Genomic DNA, 23544 nt, shown 5'->3' on the forward strand with positions numbered 1-23544 from the left:
GCCGAACGCGATGACTCCGCGCAGCGGTTCAAGCACTCCTGGTTGGACCAACCGGCCTTGGCGGGGTGTTCTGCCCGGTGCGGTGGAGTTTGTGCCAGGGCAGCCGGGCGCCGGCGACCGCGGTCATCACCGACTGGATCACCACCAGGTACATCAGTTGCCGGTAGACGAACTGCTGCAGCGGCAGCGCGGCCAGCGGGCCGAGCGGTTCCCTGTCGAGCCGGAAGGCGATCACCCCCGGGATCAGCTGCATGACCTGGAACACCGCCCAGTAGGCGAGCGCGATCGGCCAGTCGCCGGTGAAAACGCCGAAGAGAGCGGCGAGGTCGACGAAGGGCGCCAGCATCGGCAGAACGACCTGGAACAGCAGCAGGTACGGGATGCCGCGGCGGCCGAGCCGTCCCGCCGCGCCCCGGCGGACGATCGCGCGACGGTGCTTCCACACCGCCTGCAGGGTCCCGTAGCACCAGCGGTAGCGCTGCTTCCACAGCTGCCCGAGGGTGGCGGGCGCTTCGGTCCACGCCCGCGCCCCCTGCTCGTACACCACGCGCCAGCCGTCCTGTTCCAGCGCCATGGTGAGGTCGGTGTCCTCGGCGAGGGTGTCCTCCCCGACGCCGCCGAGCGCGAGCACCGCCGAGCGGCGGAACGCGCCGACCGCGCCGGGCACGGTCGGCATGCACTCCAGCACGTCGTACATCCGCCGGTCGAGGTTGAACCCGATGACGTACTCGATGTGCTGCCAGCGGCCGAGCAGCCCGCCCCGGTTGCCGACCTTGGCGTTGCCCGAGACCGCCCCCACCGCCGGATCCGCGAACGGCCGGATCACCGCGCGCACCGTGCCGGGTTCGAGGACGGTGTCACCGTCCACCATGACCACCAGTTCGGTCCGCGCCGCGGCGAGCCCGGCGTTGAGCGCGGCGGGTTTGCCCGCGTTGCGCTGGCGGATCAGCCGGACGCGGCGAAAGCTCAGCCGCTCGACGACCTCGGCGGTGCCGTCCGTGGAGCCGTCGTCGACGACGATCACCCACACCGGATGGTGGTCGGAGGCGAGGATCGACCGGATCGTCGCCTCGATCCCGGCCTCCTCGTTGTACGCGGGCACGATGACGGTCACCGGTTCACGGACCGGCAGCAGCCGCCGCGCGCCCCCGCGCCGCACGTGGACGGCCGTGGTGACGAGCACCAGGATCGTGCGCAGCACGGCGAGGACGCCGGCGGCGATCAGCAGCCACCGCAGCACCGCGGCGAGCACCCCGCCCGCGCCGACGGCCGCGACGAGCGCCCAGCCGCCCACTCTGGTCACGGTGTCGGCCTCACCGGTCGCCCCGCTGATCCCGGTCGCGCCGGTCACCGTGTCGAACCGCCAGCCCGCGCCACTCAGCTCCGGGACGAGGCGGTCCAGCGCGGCCACCGTCTCCGACCGGTCACCGCCCGCGTCGTGCATGAGCAGCACGGCACCGCGACCGCTCGCGGGCGTGGCGTTGGCGACGATGCGATCGACACCGGGACGGCGCCAGTCCTCGGTGTCCACATCGGACAGAACGACGAGCCTGCCGTCGGCGCCGAGCCCGCGCACGGCCGCCCACGCCGGGTCGTCGAGCGCACGGGGTGTGGCCGAGTACGGCGGGCGGACCAGCGAGGTGCTGATCCCCGCCGCGCCGGCGAGCGCCAGGTCGGTGCCCCGCAGCTCGAGCTTGGTGCGCAGCTCGCCGTCCGCGCGGAGGTCGGAATGGGTCGCGGTGTGATTGCCGATTTCGTGGCCCCGCGCCAGGATCTCGCGGATCAGCCCGGGATAGCGCGCGGCGCGGGCGCCCGTGACGAAGAACGTCGCGTGCACGTGGTGCGCGTCGAGCGCGTCGAGCACCCGCGGCGTCCACTCGGGATCGGGACCGTCGTCGAAGGTGAGCGCCAGCGTCTTGTCCCGGGGACGCGGCAGCACGACCTGCCCGCCGCGGGCGTCGATCACCGCGCCGCCCGCACGGACCCCGTCGGGGACGGTGACCGCGGCTCCGGCGGGCATGGTCTCGTCGGCCCGCGGTCCGGCGTCGACGAGCAGGTGCAGGGCAAGTAGCACCGCGACGGCGGCGAGCGCCGAGGCGAGCAGCACCCAGTGCGCCCTCGGTGACGGCGCGCGGCGTCGGTGGTCCGGCACGGTGTGTCCTAGTGCCCGTTGCCGGGCAGGGTGAGCCGGGTCTGCCCCGGGGGCGTGGTGGGCGCGCGGCTGTTGCGGTGGTCGGTGGTGGGCGGCGTCGTGGTGGTGGTCCCCGGCTCCGCGCTGGACGACGGCGCCACCGCCGGAACGGAAGGCAACGACGTGGTACGGGGAGCGTCGGTCTCGGACGGCGGTGTGGGGGAAGTCTCCGTCGCGGTCTCGTGTTCCGTTGTGGTGGCAGGGGAAGCCGGCGAGGGCGTGCTCGTCGTCGACGGCGGCGCGGCGAGGCCGGGCAGCGGGATCAGCGCGGCCGGGGGAATCGGCGCGCCGGACAACGCGGCGACGAGCACGACGAGATAGCAGGCCAGCGCGGCGCAGCCCGCGATCGCGAAGCGGCGCACAATACGTCTTCGGCGGCCGCTGGGGTCGACGAAGACAGGCTTCGCCACGGTGCTTTCGCCGTCGGGACCGGCGTTGTCAAGATCAGAAAAGGCGGTCATCCACACTCCGTAGGGGCGCACCACTTAAACAGATGTCCCGCTGATTGGGAATGCCCCGGGCCCGGAATTCGACGGGCCGTCATCACACGATTACCGACGAAGGCGACCCTTCCGGTTCTTGTGCCGTTCACCTTGCTCGGCAAGGGTTCCGGACATGCCTGAACTGTCCCGCCGCCGCGTCCTCGGCGTCACCGGAGCGGCCGTCGCCGGCTCGCTGCTGCCCCCGTCCGTCCACGCGGCCATGGCCGAGCCGATGCGCCGCGGCGGCCTCGGCGCCGTCGAGCACGTCGTGATCCTGATGCAGGAGAACCGGTCCTTCGACCACTACTACGGCACGCTGCGCGGCATCCGCGGCTTCGGCGACACCCATCCGCTGGAGCTGCCCGGCGGCCGCCCGGTGTTCGAGCAGCCGAACCCGGCCGGTGGCACGGTCCTGCCGTTCTCGCTGCGCAAGGAGGCCGAACGCGAGGGACGGGGCGCCTCGGACATCCAGTACCTCGGCGACCTCGACCACAGCTGGGGCGGCACCGGCAAGGCGTGGGCGCGCGGCTGGAACAACGGCTGGATCGCCGCCAAGAGCGCCGCGACGATGACCTACTACGACCGCGCCGACATCGCGCTGCAGTACGAACTCGCCGACACGTTCACCCTGTGCGACGCCTACCACTGCTCGATCTTCGGCTCGACCAACCCGAACCGGAACTTCCTCTGGACGGGCACGGTCGGTTTCGAACCGAACAGCACGAACCGCGCGGTGACGAACGCCGCCTATTCCTACGACCACGCCGGGTACGACTGGACGACGTATCCGGAACGACTGGAGGCCGCGGGCGTGTCCTGGCGGATCTACCAGGAATGGGACAACTTCACCGACAATCCGGTGGAATATTTCGTACCCTTCAAGAAGATCGGCAAGAAAATCCTCGAATCGGTTTCGGGGAAATACCGCACCACCGAGGAGTTCTACGATTCGCTCCCCAAGAAGTCCGAAGCGGAACGCAAGCAGCTGCGGGCCGAGTTCGACGCCGGGGTCGCCAAGCTGAGCCCGGCCGAGCGGAGTCTGTTCGAGAAAGCGATGTACCGCAGCGAGCCGAAGACGCTGGTGTCCCGCGTGCGCGCGGACATCAAGGCGCGCAGGCTGCCGCGGGTGAGCTGGCTGGTGCCCTCGGCCGCCGACTCGGAGCACCCCGGCGCGTCCACCCCGGTCGGTTCCGCGAACCTCATCTACGACCTGATCGACGCGCTCGCCGCCGACCACGACACCTGGTCGAAGACCGTGCTGCTGGTCAACTTCGACGAGAACGACGGCTACTTCGACCACGTCCCGCCCCCGGTCCCGCCCGGCAACATGGCGAACGACGCCGACCACTTCAACGGCCAGCCGCTCGGCTTCGGCCCGCGAGTGCCGATGACCGTCGTGTCACCGTGGACGATCGGCGGCTTCGTCGATTCCACGGTGTACGACCACACGTCGGTGCTGCGGCTGCTGGAGCGCTGGACCGGCGTCGCCGAGCCGAACATCAGCGCGTGGCGGCGGACCGTCGCCGGCGACCTGACCGGCGCGTTCGACTTCGGCCGTGCCGGACGCCCGCCGCGGCTCGCGCACCCGGGCCCGGTGCCCGCGCCGATCGCCCGCTGGCATCCGAACGCCCCGGCGAAGCAGGAACCGCCCGCCGTCGAGCCCGGCACCCGGCCGGCTCGCACACTCCCTTACCAGGCAACGGTTTCCGGCACCCTCGACGCGTCGGGGAAGCTCGCGCTGCGGCTGGCCAACAGCGGCCGGGAGTCGGCGCACTTCGCGATCTATCCGTACGCGGGCGAGTTTCCCGAGCCCGCGCACCGGGACGTGCGCGGGACGGCGACGGAAACGCTGTCGTGGACCGGCGACGCCTACCGCGTCGTCGTGCAGGGCCCGAACCGCGGCTGGTGGGAGCTGCGGGGCAGCCGCACCGGGCTCGCGTCCGGTGTGGACGTTCAGACCCGGTTGCGCACGTGGCGGTCCGGCGCCGAGTTCACACTGGCGAACTCGGGCGCGTCGGCGGTCACGTTGCGGCTGACGTCGTCGAAGGGCGGCCCGGCGCGGGTGGTGCGGGTTCCTGCCGGGCGGAAGGTGACCGTGGACTGGCCGAGCGCCCACGGCTGGTACGACCTGCGCGTGACCGCCGACGGCGACCCGGCCTTCCTGCGCACGCTGACCGGCCGGGTCGAGGACGGCCGCCCCGGCGTCACCCCACCCGGGCGGTGACGACGGGACGTTCGGTGGCGCCGCTGTTGACGTTGGCGCGGCGGTGCCACCGCAGGCCCCCGTCGGCGGTGAACTCGGCGGTCACCGTGTCGTGGAACGGCGATTCGACGAAGTACCAGTCGAGCGTCAGCTCGCGCGGAGTGGTCCACCGGGCGGCGGCGAGCACGCGCATCGACTCCGACTGATAGGAGTGGTGCAGCCGCCAGCCGGTGACACCGGTGTGCGATTCGGCCCATGTGGACAGTCCACATCGGACGTCATGGGTACCGCGGGCGTCTTCCAGGGTGACGACCAGCGCGTCGCCCTCGCGGCGGAACGAAATCGTGTCGAGGTCGTCTTCGTTGGCAGCACAGCGGAATCGCTTGCCGTCGACGTCGACGGCCGGGGCCACCGAGGCGACGACGGGCGCGTCGTGGGTGGCGGACAGCTCGGCGGCCAGGCGCTCGTCGGCGGCGGACGACGGCGTCCCGGTGAACGCGGGCAGCAGTTCGTCGTGCAGCAGCGCGGAAAGCAGCCGGTGCCTGCCGTGCCGGATGCTGCCGGTGGTGACCACGACGGCGTCGTGGGCGGGCAGCACGAACACGTCCTGGCCGAACATCCCGGACGCGCGGAAGGCGCCGTCGGTGTCCAGCCAGACCTGGTAGCCGTAACCCTCGGGACGTTCCTCGGCGTCTTCGGCGGCCTGCGGCACGAACTCGGTGCCGGTCCACGTGCCCGCGTGGGCGTTCTCGACGTGCCATTCGCTGGCCGCGCGCACCCAGCCGCCGGGCAGAATCCGCTCGCCTTCCCAACGACCGTCGTTCAGGTGCAGGACCCCCCATTTGAGGAAGTCGATACTGCGCACGCTCAGGCCGTTGCCACCGGAGCAGATGCCCTCCGGGTCGGTGTCCCAGGTGTGCCCGGAAAACCCGAGCGGCTCGAACAACCTCGGCGTCAGGTAGTCGAAAACGGTCTCCCCGCTCACGCGCTGCACGATCGCCGAAAGCATGTGCGAGGTCGCGCTGGAGTAGGTGAACGTCTTGCCGGGCGGGAACTCCACGTCGGCACGCAGGAACTCCTCGACCCAGCTCGTCTTCAGCAGCCGCCACGTCTTGCCGGACAGCCCGACGCGGTGGCCGGTGCGCATGGTGAGCAGGTCCTCGACGGTGATCGCGCGCAGGTTCTCCGAAGCGTCCGCGGGCACCTTTTCCGGGAAGAACGACACCAGCGTGTCGTCGAGCCGGACGAGCTTTTCGGCCAGCGCGAACCCGACCGCGGTACCGACGAACGACTTCGTCGCCGAGTGCGTCATGTGGGGCCGATCGGCGCGATAGGGCCACCAGTACTGGTCGAGCACCAGCTTGCCGCCACGACAGATCAGCAGGCTGTCCAGGGAGATGTCGTCCGCGGCCAACCGGCGGACGAACCGGCGGACGGCGTCGGCGTCGACTCCGGCCTCGGACGGCGTGGCGACGGTGAACGGGTGGTCGGCGGAATTCACGAACGCTCCTGTACTCGGGGTTTGACTGCGCCCTTGCCCTCGGCGAGCCGTTCGGCCAGCCGGGAAAGGGCGATGTTGACGAGGATGTAGATCACGCCGACACCGACGTAGGCCTGGATGAAGTTGCCGCTGAACTCGCTGAGCACCTTGCCGTTGTTGAGTAGTTCGGCGAGCCCGACGACATAGCCGAGGCTGGATTCCTTGATCACCCGAACCATCTGGCTCACCAGCGCCGGCGTCAGCGCCCGCGCGGCCTGCGGGAGCACGATGAACGCCATCACCTCCCAGTGTCGCAGGCCGATCGCCTTGCCCGCCTCGCTCTGGCCCCGCCCGATCGCGAGGATCCCGGCACGCACGATCTCGGCGAAGATCGCCCCGGCGTGCGCGACGATCGCGCACACGAGCTGCCAGAACAGCGGAATCCGCACGCCGAGCAGCGGCAGCCCGAACATGAAGAAGAACAGGATCAGCAGCAGCGGCATCGCGCGGAAGAACTCGATCACCGTGGCCGACGGGATGCCGAGCCAGCGGGTCCGGCTGAGCCTGCCGAGGGCGAGGAAAACGCCGAGCACCACCGAAAACGCCGTCGACACCAGGCCGACCAGGAGCGTCATCCACAGACCTTGCAGGAGGAAGCGCAGGATCGCGCCGTCGGCGAGCATCGCCCAGCGGTCCGGGTCGAGCTGCCCGGAAAGGCCGAGCTGCACCAGCAACGCCACGACGATGGCGGTCAGCACCAGCCCGCAGATCACCGAAACGATACGCAGCCGCGCTTTCGCCCGAGGCCCCAGCGCGTCAAACAGAACGTCTTCGTTCATCGTAATACCCGCGCTTTTCTTTCGATCAGCCGGACGGCGAGGCTGACGACGAGGTTGATGGCCAGATACCCGCACGCGGCGACCGCGAACGCCAGGATCGGCTGCGCGGTGTCCAAATTGAATGAACGGGTTTCCAGCGTCAGCTCCGCGACGCCGACCGCGGCACCGAGTGCCGAGCCGAGCGCGGTGTTGATCAGGATCGTGCCGAGCGGTTGCACCATCGCCCGGAACGCCTGCGGCAGCAGGACATCCGTGACGACGCGGCCGAACGGCAGGCCGATCGCCCGCGCCGCTTCGACCTGCCCGCGATCCACCGCGCGGATGCCGGATCGGACCGTTTCGCAGACATACGCGCCGAAGTAGATCCCGAGTCCCAGCACCAGGCACCAGAACAACGGGATGAGCAGGCCCGCGTCGGGCAGCCCGAAGATGATCAGGACGACGACGAGCAGCAACGGTGAGTTGCGCACGACGTCGACGTAGAGGCGGCCCAGGATCCGCAGCGGCCGCACCGGGCTGATCCGGCAGATCGCCATGGCGGAGCCGAGGACGAGCGCCAGCGGAAACGCGCACACCGTCAGCAGCAGTGTCGCGTAAAAGCCGTCGAGGATTTTCCCGCCGTGGCCGAAAAGCACTGACATGTCTCAACTCCTCTCAGGAACCGGGGACGGACCCGAGCTGGGGTGGCTCGGGCGCTGCGGTGCGGACGAGGACGCCGACGGTCTGCTCCCACAGCATCCGCCAGGTCCCGTCCGCCATGATCTTTTCGAGGAAGCCGGCGACGATCTTCTTGAACTCCGGATCGTCCTTCGGCGTCCCGATGCCGAACGGGCTACTGCCGAACGTCACCGGCGTCATCCGCAAACGCCCGTCGACGGCGGCCTTGCCGAGCAGGATCGCCGTGTTCGCCGACCACGCCTGCACGCGGCCCTGCCGGACGGCGGCGGAACACTGGCTGCTTTCCTCGAACACCACGGGTTTCGCCGCGGGACAGCCCGCGCGCAGCGCCTCTTCCGCCGCGCCCGGCTGCACGGCGACCTCCTGCCCGGCCAGGTCGTCGAGCGCATTGACGACGTGCCCGTTCGCGGCAACCAGCACCCCGGAGCGCGCGATGTAGTACGGACCGGCGAAGTTCACCAGCCGTGCTCGGCTCTTCTTGATCGTGTACGTACTCACGGCGACGTCGACGGAATGGTTCTGCAGAATGGCTTCGCGGGTGTCCGCGCCGCCGGTGATCGTGTCCACTTCGGGCTTTCCGAGCAGGTATTTCGCCAGCAGCTGGGCGATCCCGGCGTCGAAGCCGGTGATCTTGCCGGTGCGCGGGTTCATCAACCCGAAGCCCGCCATGGTCACCGAACCGGACTGCAGCAGCACACCGCGGTCGCGGATCCGGCGCAGCGTGGGCGTTTCCGGCAGATCGGTGCCGACGGGGCCATGGTCGACGGCGCCGGTCTGGTCGATCGTGGCGTAGGCGCTGTTGCCGGTGGTGCGGGCGGCGGCGCGGCCCCCGCAGGCGGCCAGCAGCGGCACCGCACCCGCGGCCAGCAGCGCGGCGCGGACGACGTCGCGCCGCGTGTGTCTTCCTTCTGTCATCGAGGTTCTCTCTATCGGCTCAGTGGCTGAGCACGCGGGCGAGGAATTCCTGGGCGCGGGCGGTCTTCGGTTCGGCGAAGAACGTCGCCGGGTCGGCCGACTCGGCGATCCTGCCCTCGGCCATGAACACGACGCGGTCGGCGGCTTTGCGAGCGAAGCCCATTTCGTGGGTCACCACGATCATGGTCATCCCTTCGGCGGCGAGGGTGGTCATCACGTCGAGGACCTCGTGGATCATCTCGGGGTCGAGCGCACTGGTCGGTTCGTCGAACAGCAGCACCTCCGGCTCCATCGCCAGCGCGCGGGCTATCGCGACGCGCTGTTGCTGGCCGCCGGAAAGCTGCGCGGGGAACTTGTCGCCGTGGTCGCCGACGCCGACCCTGGCCAGCAGCTTGTCGGCCCGCTCACGCGCGTCGTCCCGGCTGAGCCCGCGGACCCGGATCGGGCCGAGCATGACGTTCTCGCGGACGGTCTTGTGCGCGAAGAGATTGAACGACTGGAAGACCATGCCGACGTCGGCCCGCAGCCGCGCGAGTTCCTTCCCCTCCTGGGGAAGCGCTTTCCCGTCGATCTCGATGACGCCCTCGTCGGCGGTTTCGAGGCGGTTGACGCAGCGGCACAGCGTGGACTTCCCGGAGCCGGACGGGCCGATGATCACCACGACCTCGCCCCGGCGCACGTCGAGGTCGATGTCGGTGAGCACCCGTGCCGCGCCGAACGATTTCCGCACGCCCCGGAGCTTCACCAAGGGCCGATCGGTGTCCATGAGGTCTCCTCGTCGAGCTCACGTGTAGTGTCTACTACATCCAGGGTCAAGCGTGAGCAGTTTGTAGTAAGCACTACGACTAAGTCAAGGGTGTCATGGTTACTACTTCGTATGACGGGGACGATTTCGACGGCTACGTCCGGGCCCGGCTGGACGACCTCAAGCCCGCCGAACGGCAGGTCGCGCAGTTCATGCTGGCGAACCCGAACGACGTGCTGTTCTCGTCGGCGGGCGATCTCGGCAGCGCCGCGGGCACCAGCGACGCGACCGTGGTCCGCACCGCCAAGGCGCTCGGCTACTCCGGGCTGCCCGAGCTGAAGCGACACCTCGGCCAGACGCTGACGACGCGCACCGAGCCCACCACCCGGCTCAGCACGACGATGGAGAAGATCGGCTCGTCCGGGTCGAGCCAGATCGACCGCGTCGTCTCCGACGGCGTCGAAATGCTGAAGGAACTCCATCGGCAGCTCGCCCCCGCCGACGTCGAGGCGGCCGCGGACGTGCTCCTCGGCGCCCGCCTGGTGTTCACCTGGGGCCTCGGCGTTTCCTCGGTGTGTGCCGAATACGCCGCTTTCCGCCTGGCCCGCCGGGGCCTGGTGACCCGTCACTGCCCCGACACCGGCTTCCGGCTCGCCGACGCGCTGCTCCCGCTGACCGCCGAGGACGCGGTGCTGGTCTACGTCCCGGCGCGGCACAACCGCGACGTCGAGATGATCATCGCCCACGCCGAGCGCACCGGCGCCGCCGTGGTGCTGGTGACGAGCAAGCTGTCCAGCGGCCTCGCCTCCCGGGTGCGGGTCGTGCTCCCGGCACCGGACTCGCCGACGAAGTTCACCGGCGAAACGCTCACCGCGTCGGTCGTCACCGACATGCTGACGCACACGATCGCGGCGAGGACCGCGGACACCGCCAAGACCACCACGGAGCTGCTCACCCTGCTGCGCGGCGAGCTGGGCGAGCGGCCGCACTGACGGCCCGCGACGTACGCAGTCGTCTAGGTAATTCTCCCGATGTCCGGAGGTCATGGCGCGGCAACGCTGGGAGGCCCCGTGATCATCGAGGAGAAAACACGATGAACCGACTCCGCCGCAGTGTCGCGGCATTCGGCCTCGCCGCCGCGCTGGCCGCCGTCTCGATCGCCCACGCCCCGGCCTCGTCGGCCGCGGGCGGCTTCCCCAACCACCGGAACCCGATCGTGCTCGTCCACGGATTCACCGAGGACGGGTCCATGTGGGGTGCCCTGAAACAGGCCCTGGCCCAGGACGGCTACACCGGTGACCAGATCACCGCGATCACCTACGACACCTATACCCAGTCGAACGTGACCACCGCCGAAGCGCTCGGCAAGACCGTGCGGGACGTGCTGAGCAGGACCGGCGCGGCCAAGGTCGACATCGTCTCGCATTCGATGGGCGGCCTGAACAGCCGCTACTGCGTCAAGTTCGCGGGCTGCGCCGGGGTCACCGACCACTGGATCTCCCTGTCCGGCGCGAACAAGGGCACCACCATGGCGAACCTGTGCACCGCCCTCGTGACCTGCCGCGAGATGGTGCCCGGTTCGGCGGTGCTGTCGAAGCTCAACGCCGCCCCGGCGCTCCCGGCGGGCACGAAGTGGGCCACCCTGTGGACGCCGAACGACCGCATCATCGTGCCGCCGACGAACACCCCGATCGACGGCGCGGAGAACATCGAGGTCACCACCCCCGGGGTCACGCACACGAACATCTTCCGCGATCCCGGTGTCCTCGACAGCGTGCGGAAACTGCTCGCCTCGTGACGCCGCGGTGAGCGGGAAGCGCCCCTCGCCTCCCGCTCACCGCCGCCCGGCGACCCAGGCGGCGATCTGCGCGCGGTTGCGGAAACCGAGCTTGGTCAGGATGTGCTGCACGTGGGCGTCCACGGTCCGCGGCGAGACGACCAGCTCCGCCGCGATGTCCCTATTGGACAGTCCTTTCGCGACGAACCCGGCGATCTCCCGTTCCCGCTTGGTCAGCTCGTCCTCGGTCGTGTCGGTGAGCGGACCGCCGGCGTCGCCGAGCGCGTAGCGCATCGCCCGGCCGGTGTCCATGGCGCGGCCCTCGGCGAACACCGCGGCGAACCTGTCCGCGCCGAGCGCCTTGCGGGTGGACTTCGCGTGCCGGCGGTGCGGCAACGCGACGGCGACCTCCGCGGTGGCACCGACACTTTCCCACGCCGTCGCGGCGATGCCGAACAGCGTCGCGGCCCGCTCGTACTCGCCCCGCGCGTCCGCCACCCAGGCCATGGACTCCAGCCGGTAGGCCTCGCCGAGCCGGTTGTGCATCAGCGCGGCGATGGACAGCCCGTCCCGTGCCGCCGCGTCGGCGACCTCGATGTCGCCGTACCCCACCTCGACGGCCGTGATCCCGAACAACGCCATGGCCCGGTAGTAGGACTCGCCGCGCTCCTCGCTCAGCGCCATCATCCGCCGCAACGAGCGCCGCCCCGCCTCGAGATCGCCGAGATAGGCGATCGAAGTGCCGTGGATGAACAACGGATGCAGTTCACGACGAACCTCGCCGTGGGCACGGAAAACGTCGATCGCGGCAGCGGCCAGCTCGGGCGCAACGGGCTCGATCCGCATCAACGCGAGCAGGCTCGCGACGTAGGTGCGGTGTGCCCGCGTCACCTCGTCCCCGCCCAGCGCCTCCGCCTCGGCGAGCAGCGCGTCCGCCGCGGCCATGTCGGAATGCCACAGCGCGTGCAGCGCGCAGACCGCCAGCCCGTGCGCCCGGCCCGGGTGGTCCTCCCCCGCCGCGGCCAGTGCGCGTTCCAGCCAGGTCCGGGCCTCGACACTCGATCCTCGCAGCGACCAGTACTCGTCGAGCCGTCCGGCGATGCGCAGCGCCGCTCCCGCCTCGCCCGGCGTGGCCAGCGACCAGTCCAGCGCGGCGCGGAGGTTCCCGTGCTCGCGGCGCAGCCGGTCGATCCAGGTGAGCTGCCGGGAACTCACCCATTCCGTGTCGGCCCTGGCGGTGAGCCGATCGATCCAGTCGCGGTGCAGCCGCGCCACGTGGGTCCGCTCGCCCGATCGCTCCAGCTGTTCCTGCCCGTACTCGCGCAGAGTCTCCAGCATGCGATAGCGAACGACCTCGCCCTGATCCTCCTCGCGGGCCAGCACGGACTTGTCCACCAGCCCGTCGATCGCGTCCAGTACCTCGGCCGCGGGGACGTCGAGGCCACCGCAGACCTCCTCCGCCGCGTCGAGGTCGAAGGACCCGGCGAACACCGACGCCCACGCCCACACCGCCTGTTCGGCGGGCGAGCACAGCTCGTGACTCCAGGCCACGGCCGCCCGGAGCGTCTGCTGCCGCTCCGGCGCCGTGCGCGGTGCCGTCGTCAGCAACGGCAGCCGGCGGGTCAGCCGCTCGGCGAGTTGCTTGGGCGACAGCGACCGGATGCGGGTCGCCGCCAGTTCGATCGCCAGCGGCAGCCCGTCCAGCCTGCGGCACACGCGCACGACGTCGGCGCAGTTCGCGTCGGTGATCCGGAAGGAAGGGAGGACGGCCGTCGCGCGCTCGGCGAACAGGCGGATCCCGTCGTACTGCGCGAGGGCGGCGGGTGTGCAGGCGACGTCGTCCGCGGGCACCGGCAACGGGGACACCCGCACGAGATGTTCCCCGGCGACGCCAAGCGATTGCCTGCTGGTCGCCAGCAATGCCACCCGCGGGCACCCGGCGAGTACCGCCGCCACGAACTTCGCGCACGCTTCGACCACGTGCTCGCAGTTGTCCAGCACCAGCACGGCTTCGCGGTCGCGGAGATGGTCGAGCACCACGCGCCGGGCGGGCTGACCGGACCGGTCCTGCAACCCCAGCCGATCCGCCACCAGCGTCGGCAGCAGTGCGCCGTCCCGCAGCTCGGCCAACCCCACGAACACGGTTTCGCCGACACGGTCACGAACGGCGTCGGCCACCGCGACGGCCAGCCGCGTCTTGCCGACACCGCCAGGGCCGACGAGGGTCAGCACCCGGCCGGGCCCGAGCCGCGACCGGACCTCGGCCGTCTCCCGGCGCCTGCCGATCAGGCTGGTCACCACGCCCGGCAGCCCCATCGCTACGTTCCACGCCCGTTTCTCGCGTTGATCGACAGACCACCTTAACCGCTCGAGTCTCCTCCGTCACTCCTGCGGTTCAGCGCGTTGACCTGGTCATTCAAACGCGTACGATGTGTATCGAATACAAGGTGTACTCGTTTGAGAGCCCTGATGAAGGAGTTGAGTGCCATGAGCTTCGCCGTCCCGTCCGGCTACGCGTCCCGGCCGGTGGCCGTGATCGGCGCCGGAACCCTCGGCCGCCGGATCGCGCTGATGTTCGCCACCCGCGGTGGCACCGTGCGGATCCACGACCTCGCCCAGCCGCAGCGCGAAGCCGCGGTGTCCTATGTGGAGCAAAACGTCGCCGAGATCGCGGGCAGGATCGAGAACGGCACGCCCGGCAAGGTGATCGCCAGCGGTGACCTCGCCGAAGCCGTCGAAGGTGCCTGGCTGGTCGTCGAGGCGATCCCGGAGCGGCTCGACCTGAAGAAGCGGATCTTCGGCGAGCTGGACAAGATCGCCGACGCGGACGCGATCCTGGCGAGCAACTCGTCGTCCTACGCGAGCCGCCTGTTCCTCGACCACGTCGACCACCCGGAACGCGTGCTCAACATCCACTTCTACATGCCGCCGGCGCAGAACGCGGTCGACGTGATGTCCTGCGGCCAGACCGACCGGGACGTGCTCGACTTCGTGCTGACGACGCTGCCCGAGTTCGGGGTTTTCCCGTTCGAGGCACGCAAGGAGAGCACCGGGTTCATCTTCAACCGGGTGTGGGCGGCTATCAAACGCGAATGCCTCGAAGTGGTCGCCGAGGGCGTCGCCACTCCGCAGGACGTCGACGGCATGTTCGGCGTCAACACCGGCTCGCGCGGCGGCCCGTTCCGGATGATGGACCAGGTCGGACTGGACGTCGTGCTCGACATCGAGGAACATTACGCGGCCGAACACCCCGAGTACCCCGAAGGACCCCGCGTGCTGCTGCGTGACTACATCGCCCGCGGCCGCCTCGGCGTGAAGAGCGGCGCCGGGTTCTACGACGACTACCCCAACCCTGCCTGACAAGGGATCCGATGCCGAAGTCGCCGACGAAGACCCGCCCGCGGACCGTGGCCGCCTTGATGCGCAGCGCGCGGGCACTGTTCATCGAGCGCGGCTACCACGCCACCTCGATCAGCGACATCTGCGGCCACGCCGGCCTGACCCGCGGCGCGTTCTATTCCAACTATTCCAGCAAGGAACACTTGTTCCTGGCGCTGTACGACACCGAAACCGACCGCATCCTCGACGACCTCGAACGCGCCGCCCGCGACATCACCGATGCCGGTGCCCACCCCGTCGGGCGTATCCTGGAGTACTTCGCCGCCCACCGCCGCGACGACCGGCAATGGTTTCTCGTGTCGATGGAGTTCACCCTCCACGCGGCCCGCAACCCCGAACTCGCCGCTGAACTCGCCCCGCACGAGGACCGGCTCACCACCGCGATGGCGGACCTGCTCACCTCGCTGCTGCCCGGCCTCGCCCCCGGCGACGCGCGCGACCTCGCCCTGCTGATCACCGCGCTGCACGAAGGAACCACCGCGCAGGAACTCGTCCACGGCGCCCCGGCCACCGCGTTCCGCGCCCGCACGGTTCCGCGGGTGGTGGACACGATCGCGACGGGAATGCTCGGCCCCTGACAGTTTATCGGCCGGCCGGAGAGTCCAGCACCCGCAAAGTGGGCGCCGATCCGTTGGCGGGCCGAGTGATCGCGAACAACCGCTCGTTGTCGGTACTCCACGCCAGACCCCGGGGCGCGAGCACTCCGTCACTCGTAGCGTCCAGTGTGGACAGTGGAACGGCGCCACCGGTCTCGTACACGTAGACGTCGTCGCGCGGATTGCGCACGCCGCCCGCGATGTACCTGCCGTCCGGCGAAGTCGCCACGGCGTTCGGGTACTGGCCGGTGTGGTACGCCCCGGCGCGGGTGAGATCGGTGCTGTTGAAGGCTTCCACTGCGTCGCGAGATCCCGAAGCGGTGTAGATGGTCTTACCGTCCGGGGAGAGGGCGAGGTCGGTCAGGTCGCTGCCGACGACGGCGCCGGACGCGCGGGCGTCGAGTTTCCCGCCGGTGACGGCGTAGACGTACACCGCGGATTGGCTGAGCTCCGCTTGGCCGGCCACGAGCGGTCCGGCGTCTCCGGTCCGCGACGCGAGCAGTGGTGCGTGGTGGAAGTGGACGTTGGCGCCCTGCAGGTCGAGGGTGACGGTGGGCGGGGTAGCGACGGCGTCGAGTTTGCCGATGCCACCGTTCCACGATTCCTCGCAGCCGTAACCGAACCACACCACGGTCCCGGTGCGGGCGAGATGAGCCGGGCAGCTCTGGGCTCCAGTGGGATAGCGGGCGGTCTCGGCGAGCGTAGTGGTGTCGATGGCGGAGATCGCGTCCCCGGACGCGAGCGCGACGTACAGGGTGCGGCCGTCGGCCGAGAGCGTCATCCCGGACGCGCCGAACTGACTGTCGATGGTTTTGCGTACCCAGCCGTGGAAGTCGGTGACGACGACACCGGTACCGGCCCGATCGCGGCCGCGATGCCGCAGCGGTCCGCCGCCTCGAGCCCGGCGGCTCATACCCACCGCAGTGTTCCGCCATCACCGCCGGGACCGGCGGATGTGGTGCCCCGCCACGAAATCGCGCCGGTGGGGCAGGTGGCGGCCGAGCCCAAGCGGCTGGCCGAGCAGGTCGAGCACCGCACACTCATGACCAAGGCATTCCCGCTGTCGGACGGGCGGACGCAGCTGCAGGTTTCGCAGACACCACTGCACTACCGCGACGCCGCCGGACACTGGCAGGACATCGACACGCGGATCGCGAAGACTCCGGCTCGCCAGGGTTACGCCTTCGGCAACGAGCACAACACTTTTCGGAGCTCTTTCGGTACCACGACGGAGAATCTCGTCGGCTTCGCCCACGGCGAGCGGGAAATCCGGCTCGGCATCGCCGGTGCGCCACGGGCGCTGGAACCGCGGGCCGAGGGCAGTGCGATCACCTATCCGGGCGCGTTCCCTGGCACCGACGTGGTCTACCAGGTGATCTTCGCGGACTGCTGGAGGGCAACCCACCCACCCAGGATCAGCTGGCCCAAGTCGCTAGAATGACAGATGAACAGCTACTCAACGCGGTCCGAAACCCGATCGACGGTGGCTACGTCGGCGTCTCCTCGAAGAGAACCACTCTCCTCAACGGGAACCACCGCATCGCCGAGCTACTAAGAAGGGCAGGGAGCCCGGAGCATCCGACCATTACAGAAGATCTCCGAATATTTGTAGTAAACTGGTAATCAGCAAGAATCCATATATTATCGGAGATCTACGATGTCAAGTTCCACAGCTGACGAGCCTCGCCTCGGACTTCTCGGCGCCCCGGTCCCGAACGTCGTTAAAAGAGTAACATCGGATAGACTTATCCAACTCGGCAATCGGGCTGTGACGCTCGGATACAGCGCCGTTGGGCGATCGACCTGGATTGCAACGCGCGGCGAGGAGATCGAGTCCGTCGTACTGATTGCTATCTGCCCTGAGGGCACCGTGAGTCAGCCGCATAGCTGCTGGCGATGCTATGCAGGAGTGAGCACGACGGAGACAGGCCTGGTGGTCTTCACCATAGACATCGAGAAATCGGAGTTCGACAAGCTTGACACTGTGACCGACCCGTGGACGCTCGCGGAGATCCTGCTCTATCCGGCAACACATCTTCCGATAGACGCACGATGAACGAACGGCCCGCGATCGAGTTGCTCAGGCGGGGTGGCTGGAAACCTGGCCGGGACGTGTCGATCGGGGAAGACCTGCGCGCCCTGTGGGAGGAAGGGCACATGGTCTTTCCCGCGGCGATCGACTTCCTGCGCGAGTACTCGGGGCTCGTCCTGACCTGGGAACGCGACGGTTCCCCCGACGACGCCTGGTTTTCCGCGGCCGTGATCTGCGCGCAAGCCGCCTCGGGGTGGGTTGCCGACTATTCGGCCCGTGCGGGTACCACCCTCGTGCCCGTGGGGGCTGCCAACAGGGGGTACCTCATGTTGCTGCTCGGGGAGAACGGACACTGGTTCGGCGGCTTCGACGACGCGTTCGGCGAAGTCGGCGAGGATCTGCTCTCCTGCCTCGACAATCTGGTCCTGACCAACAGATTCCTTCGAGAACTGTGACGCCCGAAGTAGCGGCGATCAGGTCGGCAGGGTGCAGGCGTTGCGCTGGATTTCGACGTCGGTGAACTGCTGCCACCCACCGTTGCCGATGGTGACAGGACCGTCGTCCCACGTATCGCTGTAGGGCAGATACCGGTACCAGCGCAGGTCGCCGTTGCCGGTTACGGCGTAGAGGACGTCGCCGCCCGCCGAGGAAATCCGGCGGAAGGTGTTCCAGCCGCCGTTGCCCACGAGCTTTTCGGTCTGGGTCCAGCGTTTGGTCGCGGTGTCGTAGGTGAAGCGGTAAAGCAGGCCACCGGGGGTACGCGCGTACAGCACACCCTTGCCCGCGCCGGTAATCAGGTCGTAGGCGTTCCAGCCGGCGCCGATCGTTTCGCTGGACCACGTCCCCAAAGCAGGCTGATAGCTCCGGCGGCTCAGCTTGCCATCGGGGGCCACAAGATAGAAATCGCCGCTGGCGTCGACCGTGATGCGGTTACGCGTGGCATCGGTGTCGAAGCCCGTCCAGCCGGTGGCGACGAGCTTGCGCGAGTCGTCGGACCAACCGGTGCCGGTCCATCGGTAGCGATAGACGTCGCCGTTGGCGCGGACGCCGTAGAGCACGCCGTCGGGCCCGGCGACGACCCGGGTGAAGGCCGCCCAGCCGCCGTTGCCGATGACGGTCCGGTCCGGGGCCATCGGGCCGCCGTCGGTGGCCGCCGGGTGCCCGTAGAGCAGCACGTCGTCGTTGACCGCGAAGATCGGCGCGGTGGGCACGCAGGTCGTGCCCAGCTCAAGCCGCTTCGCGCGGATCCAGTCGCTGAAGGAGCCTACGCTGGTGAACACGTCGGGATAGCCCAGTGCACAGTGGACACCCCAGGAAACGATACCCACCTGGGTCCCGGCAGCGGTCACGAGCGGGCCGCCGGAGTCGCCCTTGCAGGCGCCCTGGCCTTCCGGGCTCGTCGTGCAGAGGCTGGCGGTGCTGACCGGCCCCTTCGACGAGAGCCGTGTCGCGCAGGTCTGGAGGTCGAGCGCCTTCAAGCCGATGGTCTGCAGGTCGTTCGGGTTGTCCCCGGGATAGCTCGTCTTTCCCCAGCCGGAAAGGGTCAGCGTCTCGCCCACGCGCACGACCTGGTTCGCCGGTGCCAGGGTGACCGGCCGGGTGTGCGCGTCGTAGGTCATCGCGGACGCGAGCTTCAGCAGCGCGATGTCGTTGAAGTACGAGTCGGGGTTGAACTGTTTGTGCGCCACGATTTTCTTGACCGCGACCGGGGTGCCGCCGTCGAGCCGGTTGCTGCCGTGGCGGATCACCACCCGGCTCGCGTCACCGTTGTACCGCACCACGCAGTGCGCCGCGGTGAGCACGATGTCCCTGTCCACAAGCGACGCTCCACATTGGAACGCTCCGTCGCCCCAGAGGCTCAGCTGGTAGGGGAACTGGTCGGGTGCCGCCGGACGTCCGCCGACGATCGCGGGATCCGCCGAGGCGGGTACCGTCGCCGTGGCCACGAGGATCACGGCAGCGAGAACCGCACCCCACCTCCGGAAACCCGGCATCGGTATTCCCCGTTCCCCGTGCGGACCTACGTCGTTATGGCACGTACATTGCTACGGGAGCAGCCGGGCGACAAGTCCACGACCGGGTTAAGAAAGCTTCGCGAAATCAGCTACGTGAAGCGGTCAGGGTGTCGAAGTCGGGGAAATCGTCCGCCAGCGCCGCGCCGGTGAAATTGCCGACCCAGCCGCCGTCGTCGTGGAAGAAGCGGATCGAGATGTAGTCCGGGCGCGTGCCCATGTCGAACCAGTGCGTGGTGTTCGCCGGGACGCTCAGCAGGTCGCCCGCCTCGCACAGGATCGCGTACACCTGTCCGTCGACGTGTAGGTAGAACACGCCGGAGCCGCGCGCGAAAAAGCGGTCTTCATCGTCGTCGTGGGTGTGTTCGGCGAGGAACTTCCGGCGCGCGGCGGCGGCTTCGTCCGCCCAGGCGGGGTCGTTCGAGGGGGTCATCCGCATGGCGTCGACGACCTGGTAACCCTCGGACTCGATGACGCGGTCGATGCGCGCGCGGTAGGCGGCGAGCACCTCTTCCTGCGTCGCCTCCCTCGGCAGGTCCGCGACGACCTCCCAGCGTTCGAACCGCACGCCGAGGCGCTTGAGCTCGGCGACGATCGTCTCGGTGTCCTCGGTCCGCAGCCGGACCTGCTCGGGCCGGTCGTCCGGCCACACCGTCAGCAAGGTCATCGCACTCCCCTTCCACCAGCATCGAGTGTCGTCTCCACGGTGAACCGGAGCAACCACTCGAGACATTCCAGCCGGTGCCTCGCCTGCGTCAGATCGGTGCCCCAGACGTAGACGCCGTGCCGCGCGACGATCAGCGCCGGGGTGTCGGCCGCGAAGCCCGCCTCGAACGCGTCACCCAGCGCGCACATGTCCTGACCGTTCGCGATCACCGGCACGGTCACCAGGTCGTCGTGCGCGGACCGCCCGAAGCCCTTGAGCATCTCGAGGTCCCGCAGTGGCACGCCGTCCGGCCAGCGCTCCGCGGCCACCACCGGCGCGAGCGCGTGGACGTGCACGACGGCGCCCGCGCCGGACACGGCGGCGATGCGGGCATGCAGTCCGGCCTCGGCCGACGGCGTCTTCTCCGGGAAGGGCTGATCGGCGACGGCCTCGCCGCGCTCGTCGACCAGGACGACGTCGTCCATCGACAGCTCGCCCTTGTCGCGCCCGCTCACGGTGACCGCCAGGCGGAGCGGATCACGGCCCAGTACCACCGACAGGTTGCCGGAGGTACCCCGCATCCAGCCCATCGCGGCGTACCGCGCCGACTCGGCGGCGAGCGCGCGTCCGGCCGCCTCCAACGCTGTCACAGCGGCACCAGCCCCACCCCGGCAAAGGACCGGACCGTCCGATGGGCGCCGAAATCCGCGTCGCCGTATGGCTCGCCGTCCCGCGCGAGGCCCACGGTCTGCCAGCCGTCGGCCGCCGCGGCGTCCAGTTCGGCCGGGACGTCGGAGAAGAACGCCACGTCGGCGGATTCGGCGCCGAGCGCGGAGGTGATCGCCCGGTACGAGGACTTCTCCCGCTTCGGCCCGGCGTTGACGGTGTCGAAGTGCGCCTCGAACAGCCCGGTGACGTCGCCGTCGGTGGTCCGGGAGAACGACGCGATCTGCCCGGCGACCGAGCCGGAGGAGAACACCGCCAGCCGCACTCCCGCGCCGTGCCAGGCACGCAGCGCGGGCGCGACATCGGCGAAGAACTCGGTGGTCAGTTCGCCCGCGGCGTAACCCCGCTGCCAGATCAGGCCCTGCAACGTCTTGAGCGGAGCGGCCTTGCGGTCCTCGTCCATCCAGCCGTGCAGCACCGCGACGACCTCGGCGGTGGACGCCGACTCCGGGAGCCCGCCGAGATGCCGCGTCTGCGTCACGGCGGCGGTGACCTCGGGATCGCCCGGGTGCTCCTCGATCCACGGGCCGAGCCGTGGCCGCGCGTAGTCGTAGAGCACGACATGCACCTGGCTCGTGGGCGTCATCGTGCCCTCGATGTCGAGCACGGCCCACCGGGCGGTCAGGGTGGTGGTCACTGGTTGGGTTCCCCTTCTGCGTAGTACTCGCCGAGCCGTCCCGGGGCGAACGCGCCCCGGTCGGTCACCACCGTGGTGACGAACCGCGGTGGAGTGACGTCGAAAGCGGGATAGCGGCCACGGACGCGTTCGCTCGCGACCCGATGGCCCAGCACACTCAGCACCTCTTCGCCGTCGCGGTACTCGATCGGGACGTCCGAACCGGTCGGCGCGGCCTGGTCCGGCGCCTGCACCATGGCGTGGAACGGGACGCCGAACGTGTGCGCCGCGACGGCGAGGCCGAGGGTGCCGATCTTGTTGACCACGTGGCCGTCCATCGTGACCCGGTCGGCGGCCGTGACGAGCGCGGTGATCTCCCCCGAAGCCAGTGTCGCCGCGCCCATGCCGTCGGTGACGACGGTCGTGGCCACGTCCAGCTCCGCCAGCGTTTCCGCGGTCAAGCGCGTGCCCTGCAGGTACGGGCGCGTTTCCGTGCAGACGAACGCCGGCTCCTTGCCCGCTCGCCGCGCGGCGAGGACCAGCTCGACCAGGTACAGATCGGCCCAGCAGTGCGTGAGCACGGTCGCCCCGGCGGGCAGGAGCTCCGCGGTGTACGTCCCGAGTGCGCGGCTGCGCGCGCGGTATCGCTCGTCGCCGAGCCGGGCACCCGACTCGGCCGCCGCGATCAGTTCGGCACCCGACACCGAGCCTGCGGTGTCCACTGAGGACAGTACGAAGCAGACGGCCTTGCGGAGGTGGTTGTTGGTTTTCCGGGTACTGACAACACGATCAGCGGCACGTCCGAGATAGGCACGTGCCGGCGCGGGCTCGAGTGTGGACGCCTCGCGCGCGGCGAGCACCATCGCGCCGAGCGCGGCGAAGTACGGGCCGGACGACTGCGTGACCATGTCCTCGATGGCCACGGCGACGTCTTCCGCGGTGGCGCAGCGCACCCACTCCCGCTCGATCGGAAAACGGCGTCGGTCCAGGATGTGCACGCCGTCGTCGGCCAGCCGGACGCTGTCGGCGAGTACGGGAAGGGACATCAGCTGTACCCGGACAGCGTGGGCCGCGTACCGCGCAGAAAATGGTCACCGACCTCGCGGGCCTTGTAGGCCACGGGGTCGTGCAGGGTCAGCGTGCGCGCGTTGCGCCAGAACCGGTCGAGCCCGTACTTCGTCGCGGTGGCGCGGGCGCCGGTGAACTCGAAGATCTTCGACGTCGCTTCGACCGCGATCCGGCCGGCCACGACCTTGGCGCCGGAAATCGCGATCGCGGCCTCCGCTCGCTCTTCGTGCGTGAGGTCCCAGCCGCGCTCGTCGGCCTGGCCGAGCGCCGTCACCGCGGCGTCGACCGCGAATCCGGCCGCGCGCGCCGTGGCCACCAGCTCGCCGTAGCCTGCCAGCACGTACGGATCCGCGTCCGCGGAGTCCACATCGGACAGTATCCAGGCACGGCTTCGGTCGCGGGTGTACGCGGCGGCGGTGTCGAGGGCGCCGAGCGCCGTGCCGACGTAGACCTGGGCGAGCATGAGCTGGAAACCCAGCGCCGCCAAGGAGATCCGCGGACAGCGGGGATCGGCGGGGTTCTCCGGCTGGACGCCGAGCACATCGCCGGCGTCGACGCGCGTGCCCGCGAACCGCACGCCGCCGCTCGCGGTCAGCCGCTGCCCGATGTTGTCCCAGTCACCGGCGAACGTCACGCCGCGGGCGCGGGTGTCGACGACGAAGGTGAGCTTCTCGGCGGTGTCGGCACGGGTCCCGCTCACCACCAGCCGATCGGCGACCGACGCCCCGGTCGCGAACGTCTTGGCCCCTTCGAGCGTGAAGCCGTCGCCGCATGGGGTCAGGCGGAGGGCGGCGTCGAGAGGGTTGCTGACCCCGGCCCAGAACCAGTCCGGCCGGCTCGACACCGGCGTCCCGAACAATCCGGCGCGCCACAGCTGCAGGTAGTGGTAGCCGAGCAGATGCCCGGCCGACGCGTCGGCCGCGGCCACGATCCGGGTGACCTCGTTGGCCGCCGCCCATCCCCCGGAGTCCAGCAGCGTGAGCAGCCCCGACTCCCGCAGCAGCTCGACCTCGCGCACGGGCTCGCCGCCGGCCTGGTCGCGCTCGGCGGCGTCGGCGGCCAGGACGTCGGCGAGCTTCGTGGCAACGTCACGCCACGGCTGGGTCACGGGGCACCTCCCACCTCGTCGGGGTGGTCCC

The 23544-nt window shown here is 69.8% G+C and carries 23 protein-coding genes; 8 read left to right on the forward strand and 15 right to left on the reverse strand.

Going from position 1 to position 23544, the window contains the following annotated elements; translation table 11 throughout:
• Positions 1 to 28 precede the first annotated feature (28 nt).
• Both ACFW0G_RS28660 and ACFW0G_RS28665 read right to left on the reverse strand, forming a co-directional pair.
• Complete coding sequence (locus ACFW0G_RS28660; protein WP_378328516.1) at positions 29 to 2152, reverse strand: bifunctional polysaccharide deacetylase/glycosyltransferase family 2 protein; 2124 nt, start codon at positions 2150 to 2152, stop codon at positions 29 to 31.
• A gap of 8 nt (positions 2153 to 2160) precedes the next feature.
• Positions 2161 to 2652 carry a hypothetical protein gene (locus tag ACFW0G_RS28665; RefSeq protein ID WP_378328517.1) on the reverse strand — a complete coding sequence of 164 codons (492 nt, stop codon included), beginning with the start codon at positions 2650 to 2652 and terminating at the stop codon, positions 2161 to 2163.
• Between the two features lie 154 nt (positions 2653 to 2806).
• Between ACFW0G_RS28665 and ACFW0G_RS28670 the strand changes: the two genes are divergently transcribed.
• The gene (locus ACFW0G_RS28670; protein ID WP_378328518.1) at positions 2807 to 4897 is read left to right on the forward strand and encodes a phosphocholine-specific phospholipase C; all 2091 of its coding nucleotides are present in this window, start codon (positions 2807 to 2809) and stop codon (positions 4895 to 4897) included.
• Here ACFW0G_RS28670 and ACFW0G_RS28675 read toward each other — a convergent pair.
• The 5 genes from ACFW0G_RS28675 to ACFW0G_RS28695 are packed head-to-tail and all read right to left on the reverse strand — an operon-like array spanning position 4878 to position 9554.
• Positions 4878 to 6377, reverse strand: a complete 1500-nt coding sequence (locus ACFW0G_RS28675; RefSeq protein WP_378328519.1) for a serine hydrolase domain-containing protein — start codon at positions 6375 to 6377, stop codon at positions 4878 to 4880. The genes ACFW0G_RS28670 and ACFW0G_RS28675 overlap by 20 nt on opposite strands.
• Positions 6374 to 7195, reverse strand: coding sequence for an amino acid ABC transporter permease (locus ACFW0G_RS28680; RefSeq protein ID WP_378328520.1), 822 nt, complete (start codon positions 7193 to 7195; stop codon positions 6374 to 6376). The genes ACFW0G_RS28675 and ACFW0G_RS28680 overlap by 4 nt, the downstream gene beginning before the upstream one ends.
• Entirely contained in the window at positions 7192 to 7836 is a 645-nt protein-coding gene (locus ACFW0G_RS28685; protein ID WP_378328521.1) for an amino acid ABC transporter permease, read from the reverse strand. The genes ACFW0G_RS28680 and ACFW0G_RS28685 overlap by 4 nt, the downstream gene beginning before the upstream one ends.
• A 13-nt stretch (positions 7837 to 7849) precedes the next feature.
• Positions 7850 to 8788, reverse strand: a complete 939-nt coding sequence (locus ACFW0G_RS28690; RefSeq protein WP_378328522.1) for a transporter substrate-binding domain-containing protein — start codon at positions 8786 to 8788, stop codon at positions 7850 to 7852.
• A gap of 19 nt (positions 8789 to 8807) precedes the next feature.
• Positions 8808 to 9554, reverse strand: a complete 747-nt coding sequence (locus ACFW0G_RS28695) for an amino acid ABC transporter ATP-binding protein (protein ID WP_378328523.1) — start codon at positions 9552 to 9554, stop codon at positions 8808 to 8810.
• Between the two features lie 95 nt (positions 9555 to 9649).
• Here ACFW0G_RS28695 and ACFW0G_RS28700 point away from each other — a divergent pair, with 95 nt between their 5' ends.
• Both ACFW0G_RS28700 and ACFW0G_RS28705 read left to right on the forward strand, forming a co-directional pair.
• Entirely contained in the window at positions 9650 to 10525 is an 876-nt protein-coding gene (locus ACFW0G_RS28700; protein ID WP_378328524.1) for a MurR/RpiR family transcriptional regulator, read from the forward strand.
• 101 nt (positions 10526 to 10626) lie between these two features.
• Positions 10627 to 11331, forward strand: coding sequence for an esterase/lipase family protein (locus tag ACFW0G_RS28705; protein ID WP_378328525.1), 705 nt, complete (start codon positions 10627 to 10629; stop codon positions 11329 to 11331).
• A gap of 36 nt (positions 11332 to 11367) precedes the next feature.
• Here ACFW0G_RS28705 and ACFW0G_RS28710 read toward each other — a convergent pair whose 3' ends face one another.
• Positions 11368 to 13626, reverse strand: a complete 2259-nt coding sequence (locus ACFW0G_RS28710; protein ID WP_378328526.1) for a LuxR C-terminal-related transcriptional regulator — start codon at positions 13624 to 13626, stop codon at positions 11368 to 11370.
• A gap of 171 nt (positions 13627 to 13797) precedes the next feature.
• Between ACFW0G_RS28710 and ACFW0G_RS28715 the strand changes: the two genes are divergently transcribed.
• Together ACFW0G_RS28715 and ACFW0G_RS28720 are read left to right on the forward strand one after the other, a co-directional pair.
• Positions 13798 to 14670, forward strand: a complete 873-nt coding sequence (locus tag ACFW0G_RS28715; RefSeq protein WP_378328527.1) for a 3-hydroxyacyl-CoA dehydrogenase family protein — start codon at positions 13798 to 13800, stop codon at positions 14668 to 14670.
• A gap of 11 nt (positions 14671 to 14681) precedes the next feature.
• The gene (locus tag ACFW0G_RS28720; RefSeq protein ID WP_378328528.1) at positions 14682 to 15287 is read left to right on the forward strand and encodes a TetR/AcrR family transcriptional regulator; all 606 of its coding nucleotides are present in this window, start codon (positions 14682 to 14684) and stop codon (positions 15285 to 15287) included.
• A 4-nt stretch (positions 15288 to 15291) separates the two neighbouring features.
• On the opposite strand, the gene ACFW0G_RS28725 is transcribed toward ACFW0G_RS28720, so the two are convergent.
• Positions 15292 to 16218 (reverse strand): hypothetical protein, encoded by a 927-nt coding sequence (locus tag ACFW0G_RS28725; RefSeq protein WP_378328529.1) that lies wholly within the window; start codon positions 16216 to 16218, stop codon positions 15292 to 15294.
• 45 nt (positions 16219 to 16263) lie between these two features.
• Between ACFW0G_RS28725 and ACFW0G_RS28730 the strand changes: the two genes are divergently transcribed.
• The 3 genes from ACFW0G_RS28730 (at position 16264) to ACFW0G_RS28740 (ending at position 17792) form a co-directional block, all read left to right on the forward strand.
• Complete coding sequence (locus ACFW0G_RS28730; RefSeq protein WP_378328530.1) at positions 16264 to 16746, forward strand: hypothetical protein; 483 nt, start codon at positions 16264 to 16266, stop codon at positions 16744 to 16746.
• Between the two features lie 468 nt (positions 16747 to 17214).
• Positions 17215 to 17361, forward strand: a complete 147-nt coding sequence (locus ACFW0G_RS28735; RefSeq protein WP_378328531.1) for a hypothetical protein — start codon at positions 17215 to 17217, stop codon at positions 17359 to 17361.
• A complete protein-coding gene (locus tag ACFW0G_RS28740) occupies positions 17358 to 17792 on the forward strand; it encodes an SUKH-3 domain-containing protein (protein WP_378328532.1) in 435 nt (144 codons plus the stop codon). Before ACFW0G_RS28735 ends, ACFW0G_RS28740 begins: the two co-directional genes overlap by 4 nt.
• Before the next feature lie 18 nt (positions 17793 to 17810).
• On the opposite strand, the gene ACFW0G_RS28745 is transcribed toward ACFW0G_RS28740, so the two are convergent.
• From ACFW0G_RS28745 to ACFW0G_RS28770, 6 genes are all read right to left on the reverse strand, one after another.
• The gene (locus tag ACFW0G_RS28745) at positions 17811 to 19283 is read right to left on the reverse strand and encodes a trypsin-like serine protease (RefSeq protein ID WP_378328533.1); all 1473 of its coding nucleotides are present in this window, start codon (positions 19281 to 19283) and stop codon (positions 17811 to 17813) included.
• A 154-nt stretch (positions 19284 to 19437) separates the two neighbouring features.
• Complete coding sequence (locus tag ACFW0G_RS28750) at positions 19438 to 20016, reverse strand: acireductone dioxygenase (protein ID WP_378328534.1); 579 nt, start codon at positions 20014 to 20016, stop codon at positions 19438 to 19440.
• The gene (mtnB, locus tag ACFW0G_RS28755) at positions 20013 to 20645 is read right to left on the reverse strand and encodes a methylthioribulose 1-phosphate dehydratase (protein WP_378328535.1); all 633 of its coding nucleotides are present in this window, start codon (positions 20643 to 20645) and stop codon (positions 20013 to 20015) included. Before mtnB ends, ACFW0G_RS28750 begins: the two co-directional genes overlap by 4 nt.
• Positions 20642 to 21358, reverse strand: coding sequence for an acireductone synthase (gene mtnC, locus ACFW0G_RS28760; protein WP_378328536.1), 717 nt, complete (start codon positions 21356 to 21358; stop codon positions 20642 to 20644). The genes mtnB and mtnC overlap by 4 nt, the downstream gene beginning before the upstream one ends.
• The gene (locus tag ACFW0G_RS28765) at positions 21355 to 22383 is read right to left on the reverse strand and encodes a methylthioribose-1-phosphate isomerase (protein WP_378328537.1); all 1029 of its coding nucleotides are present in this window, start codon (positions 22381 to 22383) and stop codon (positions 21355 to 21357) included. The genes mtnC and ACFW0G_RS28765 overlap by 4 nt, the downstream gene beginning before the upstream one ends.
• Complete coding sequence (locus ACFW0G_RS28770; protein ID WP_378328538.1) at positions 22383 to 23513, reverse strand: acyl-CoA dehydrogenase family protein; 1131 nt, start codon at positions 23511 to 23513, stop codon at positions 22383 to 22385. Before ACFW0G_RS28770 ends, ACFW0G_RS28765 begins: the two co-directional genes overlap by 1 nt.
• Between the last annotated feature and the right edge of the window lie 31 nt (positions 23514 to 23544).

The sequence above is a fragment of the Amycolatopsis sp. NPDC058986 genome, from assembly GCF_042741125.1.
In the GTDB taxonomy this organism is placed as follows: domain Bacteria; phylum Actinomycetota; class Actinomycetes; order Mycobacteriales; family Pseudonocardiaceae; genus Amycolatopsis.

Excerpts from the sequence above, each read along its gene's own strand:
- ACFW0G_RS28665 (WP_378328517.1), bottom strand. The coding sequence starts at position 2,652 with ATGACCGCCTTTTCTGATCTTGACAACGCCGGTCCCGACGGCGAAAGC.
- ACFW0G_RS28670 (WP_378328518.1), top strand. The coding sequence starts at position 2,807 with ATGCCTGAACTGTCCCGCCGCCGCGTCCTCGGCGTCACCGGAGCGGCC.
- ACFW0G_RS28680 (WP_378328520.1), bottom strand. The coding sequence starts at position 7,195 with ATGAACGAAGACGTTCTGTTTGACGCGCTGGGGCCTCGGGCGAAAGCG.
- ACFW0G_RS28685 (WP_378328521.1), bottom strand. The coding sequence starts at position 7,836 with ATGTCAGTGCTTTTCGGCCACGGCGGGAAAATCCTCGACGGCTTTTAC.
- ACFW0G_RS28690 (WP_378328522.1), bottom strand. The coding sequence starts at position 8,788 with ATGACAGAAGGAAGACACACGCGGCGCGACGTCGTCCGCGCCGCGCTG.
- ACFW0G_RS28695 (WP_378328523.1), bottom strand. The coding sequence starts at position 9,554 with ATGGACACCGATCGGCCCTTGGTGAAGCTCCGGGGCGTGCGGAAATCG.
- ACFW0G_RS28700 (WP_378328524.1), top strand. The coding sequence starts at position 9,650 with ATGGTTACTACTTCGTATGACGGGGACGATTTCGACGGCTACGTCCGG.
- ACFW0G_RS28705 (WP_378328525.1), top strand. The coding sequence starts at position 10,627 with ATGAACCGACTCCGCCGCAGTGTCGCGGCATTCGGCCTCGCCGCCGCG.
- ACFW0G_RS28710 (WP_378328526.1), bottom strand. The coding sequence starts at position 13,626 with ATGGGGCTGCCGGGCGTGGTGACCAGCCTGATCGGCAGGCGCCGGGAG.
- ACFW0G_RS28715 (WP_378328527.1), top strand. The coding sequence starts at position 13,798 with ATGAGCTTCGCCGTCCCGTCCGGCTACGCGTCCCGGCCGGTGGCCGTG.
- ACFW0G_RS28720 (WP_378328528.1), top strand. The coding sequence starts at position 14,682 with ATGCCGAAGTCGCCGACGAAGACCCGCCCGCGGACCGTGGCCGCCTTG.
- ACFW0G_RS28725 (WP_378328529.1), bottom strand. The coding sequence starts at position 16,218 with ATGAGCCGCCGGGCTCGAGGCGGCGGACCGCTGCGGCATCGCGGCCGC.
- ACFW0G_RS28740 (WP_378328532.1), top strand. The coding sequence starts at position 17,358 with ATGAACGAACGGCCCGCGATCGAGTTGCTCAGGCGGGGTGGCTGGAAA.
- ACFW0G_RS28750 (WP_378328534.1), bottom strand. The coding sequence starts at position 20,016 with ATGACCTTGCTGACGGTGTGGCCGGACGACCGGCCCGAGCAGGTCCGG.
- ACFW0G_RS28765 (WP_378328537.1), bottom strand. The coding sequence starts at position 22,383 with ATGTCCCTTCCCGTACTCGCCGACAGCGTCCGGCTGGCCGACGACGGC.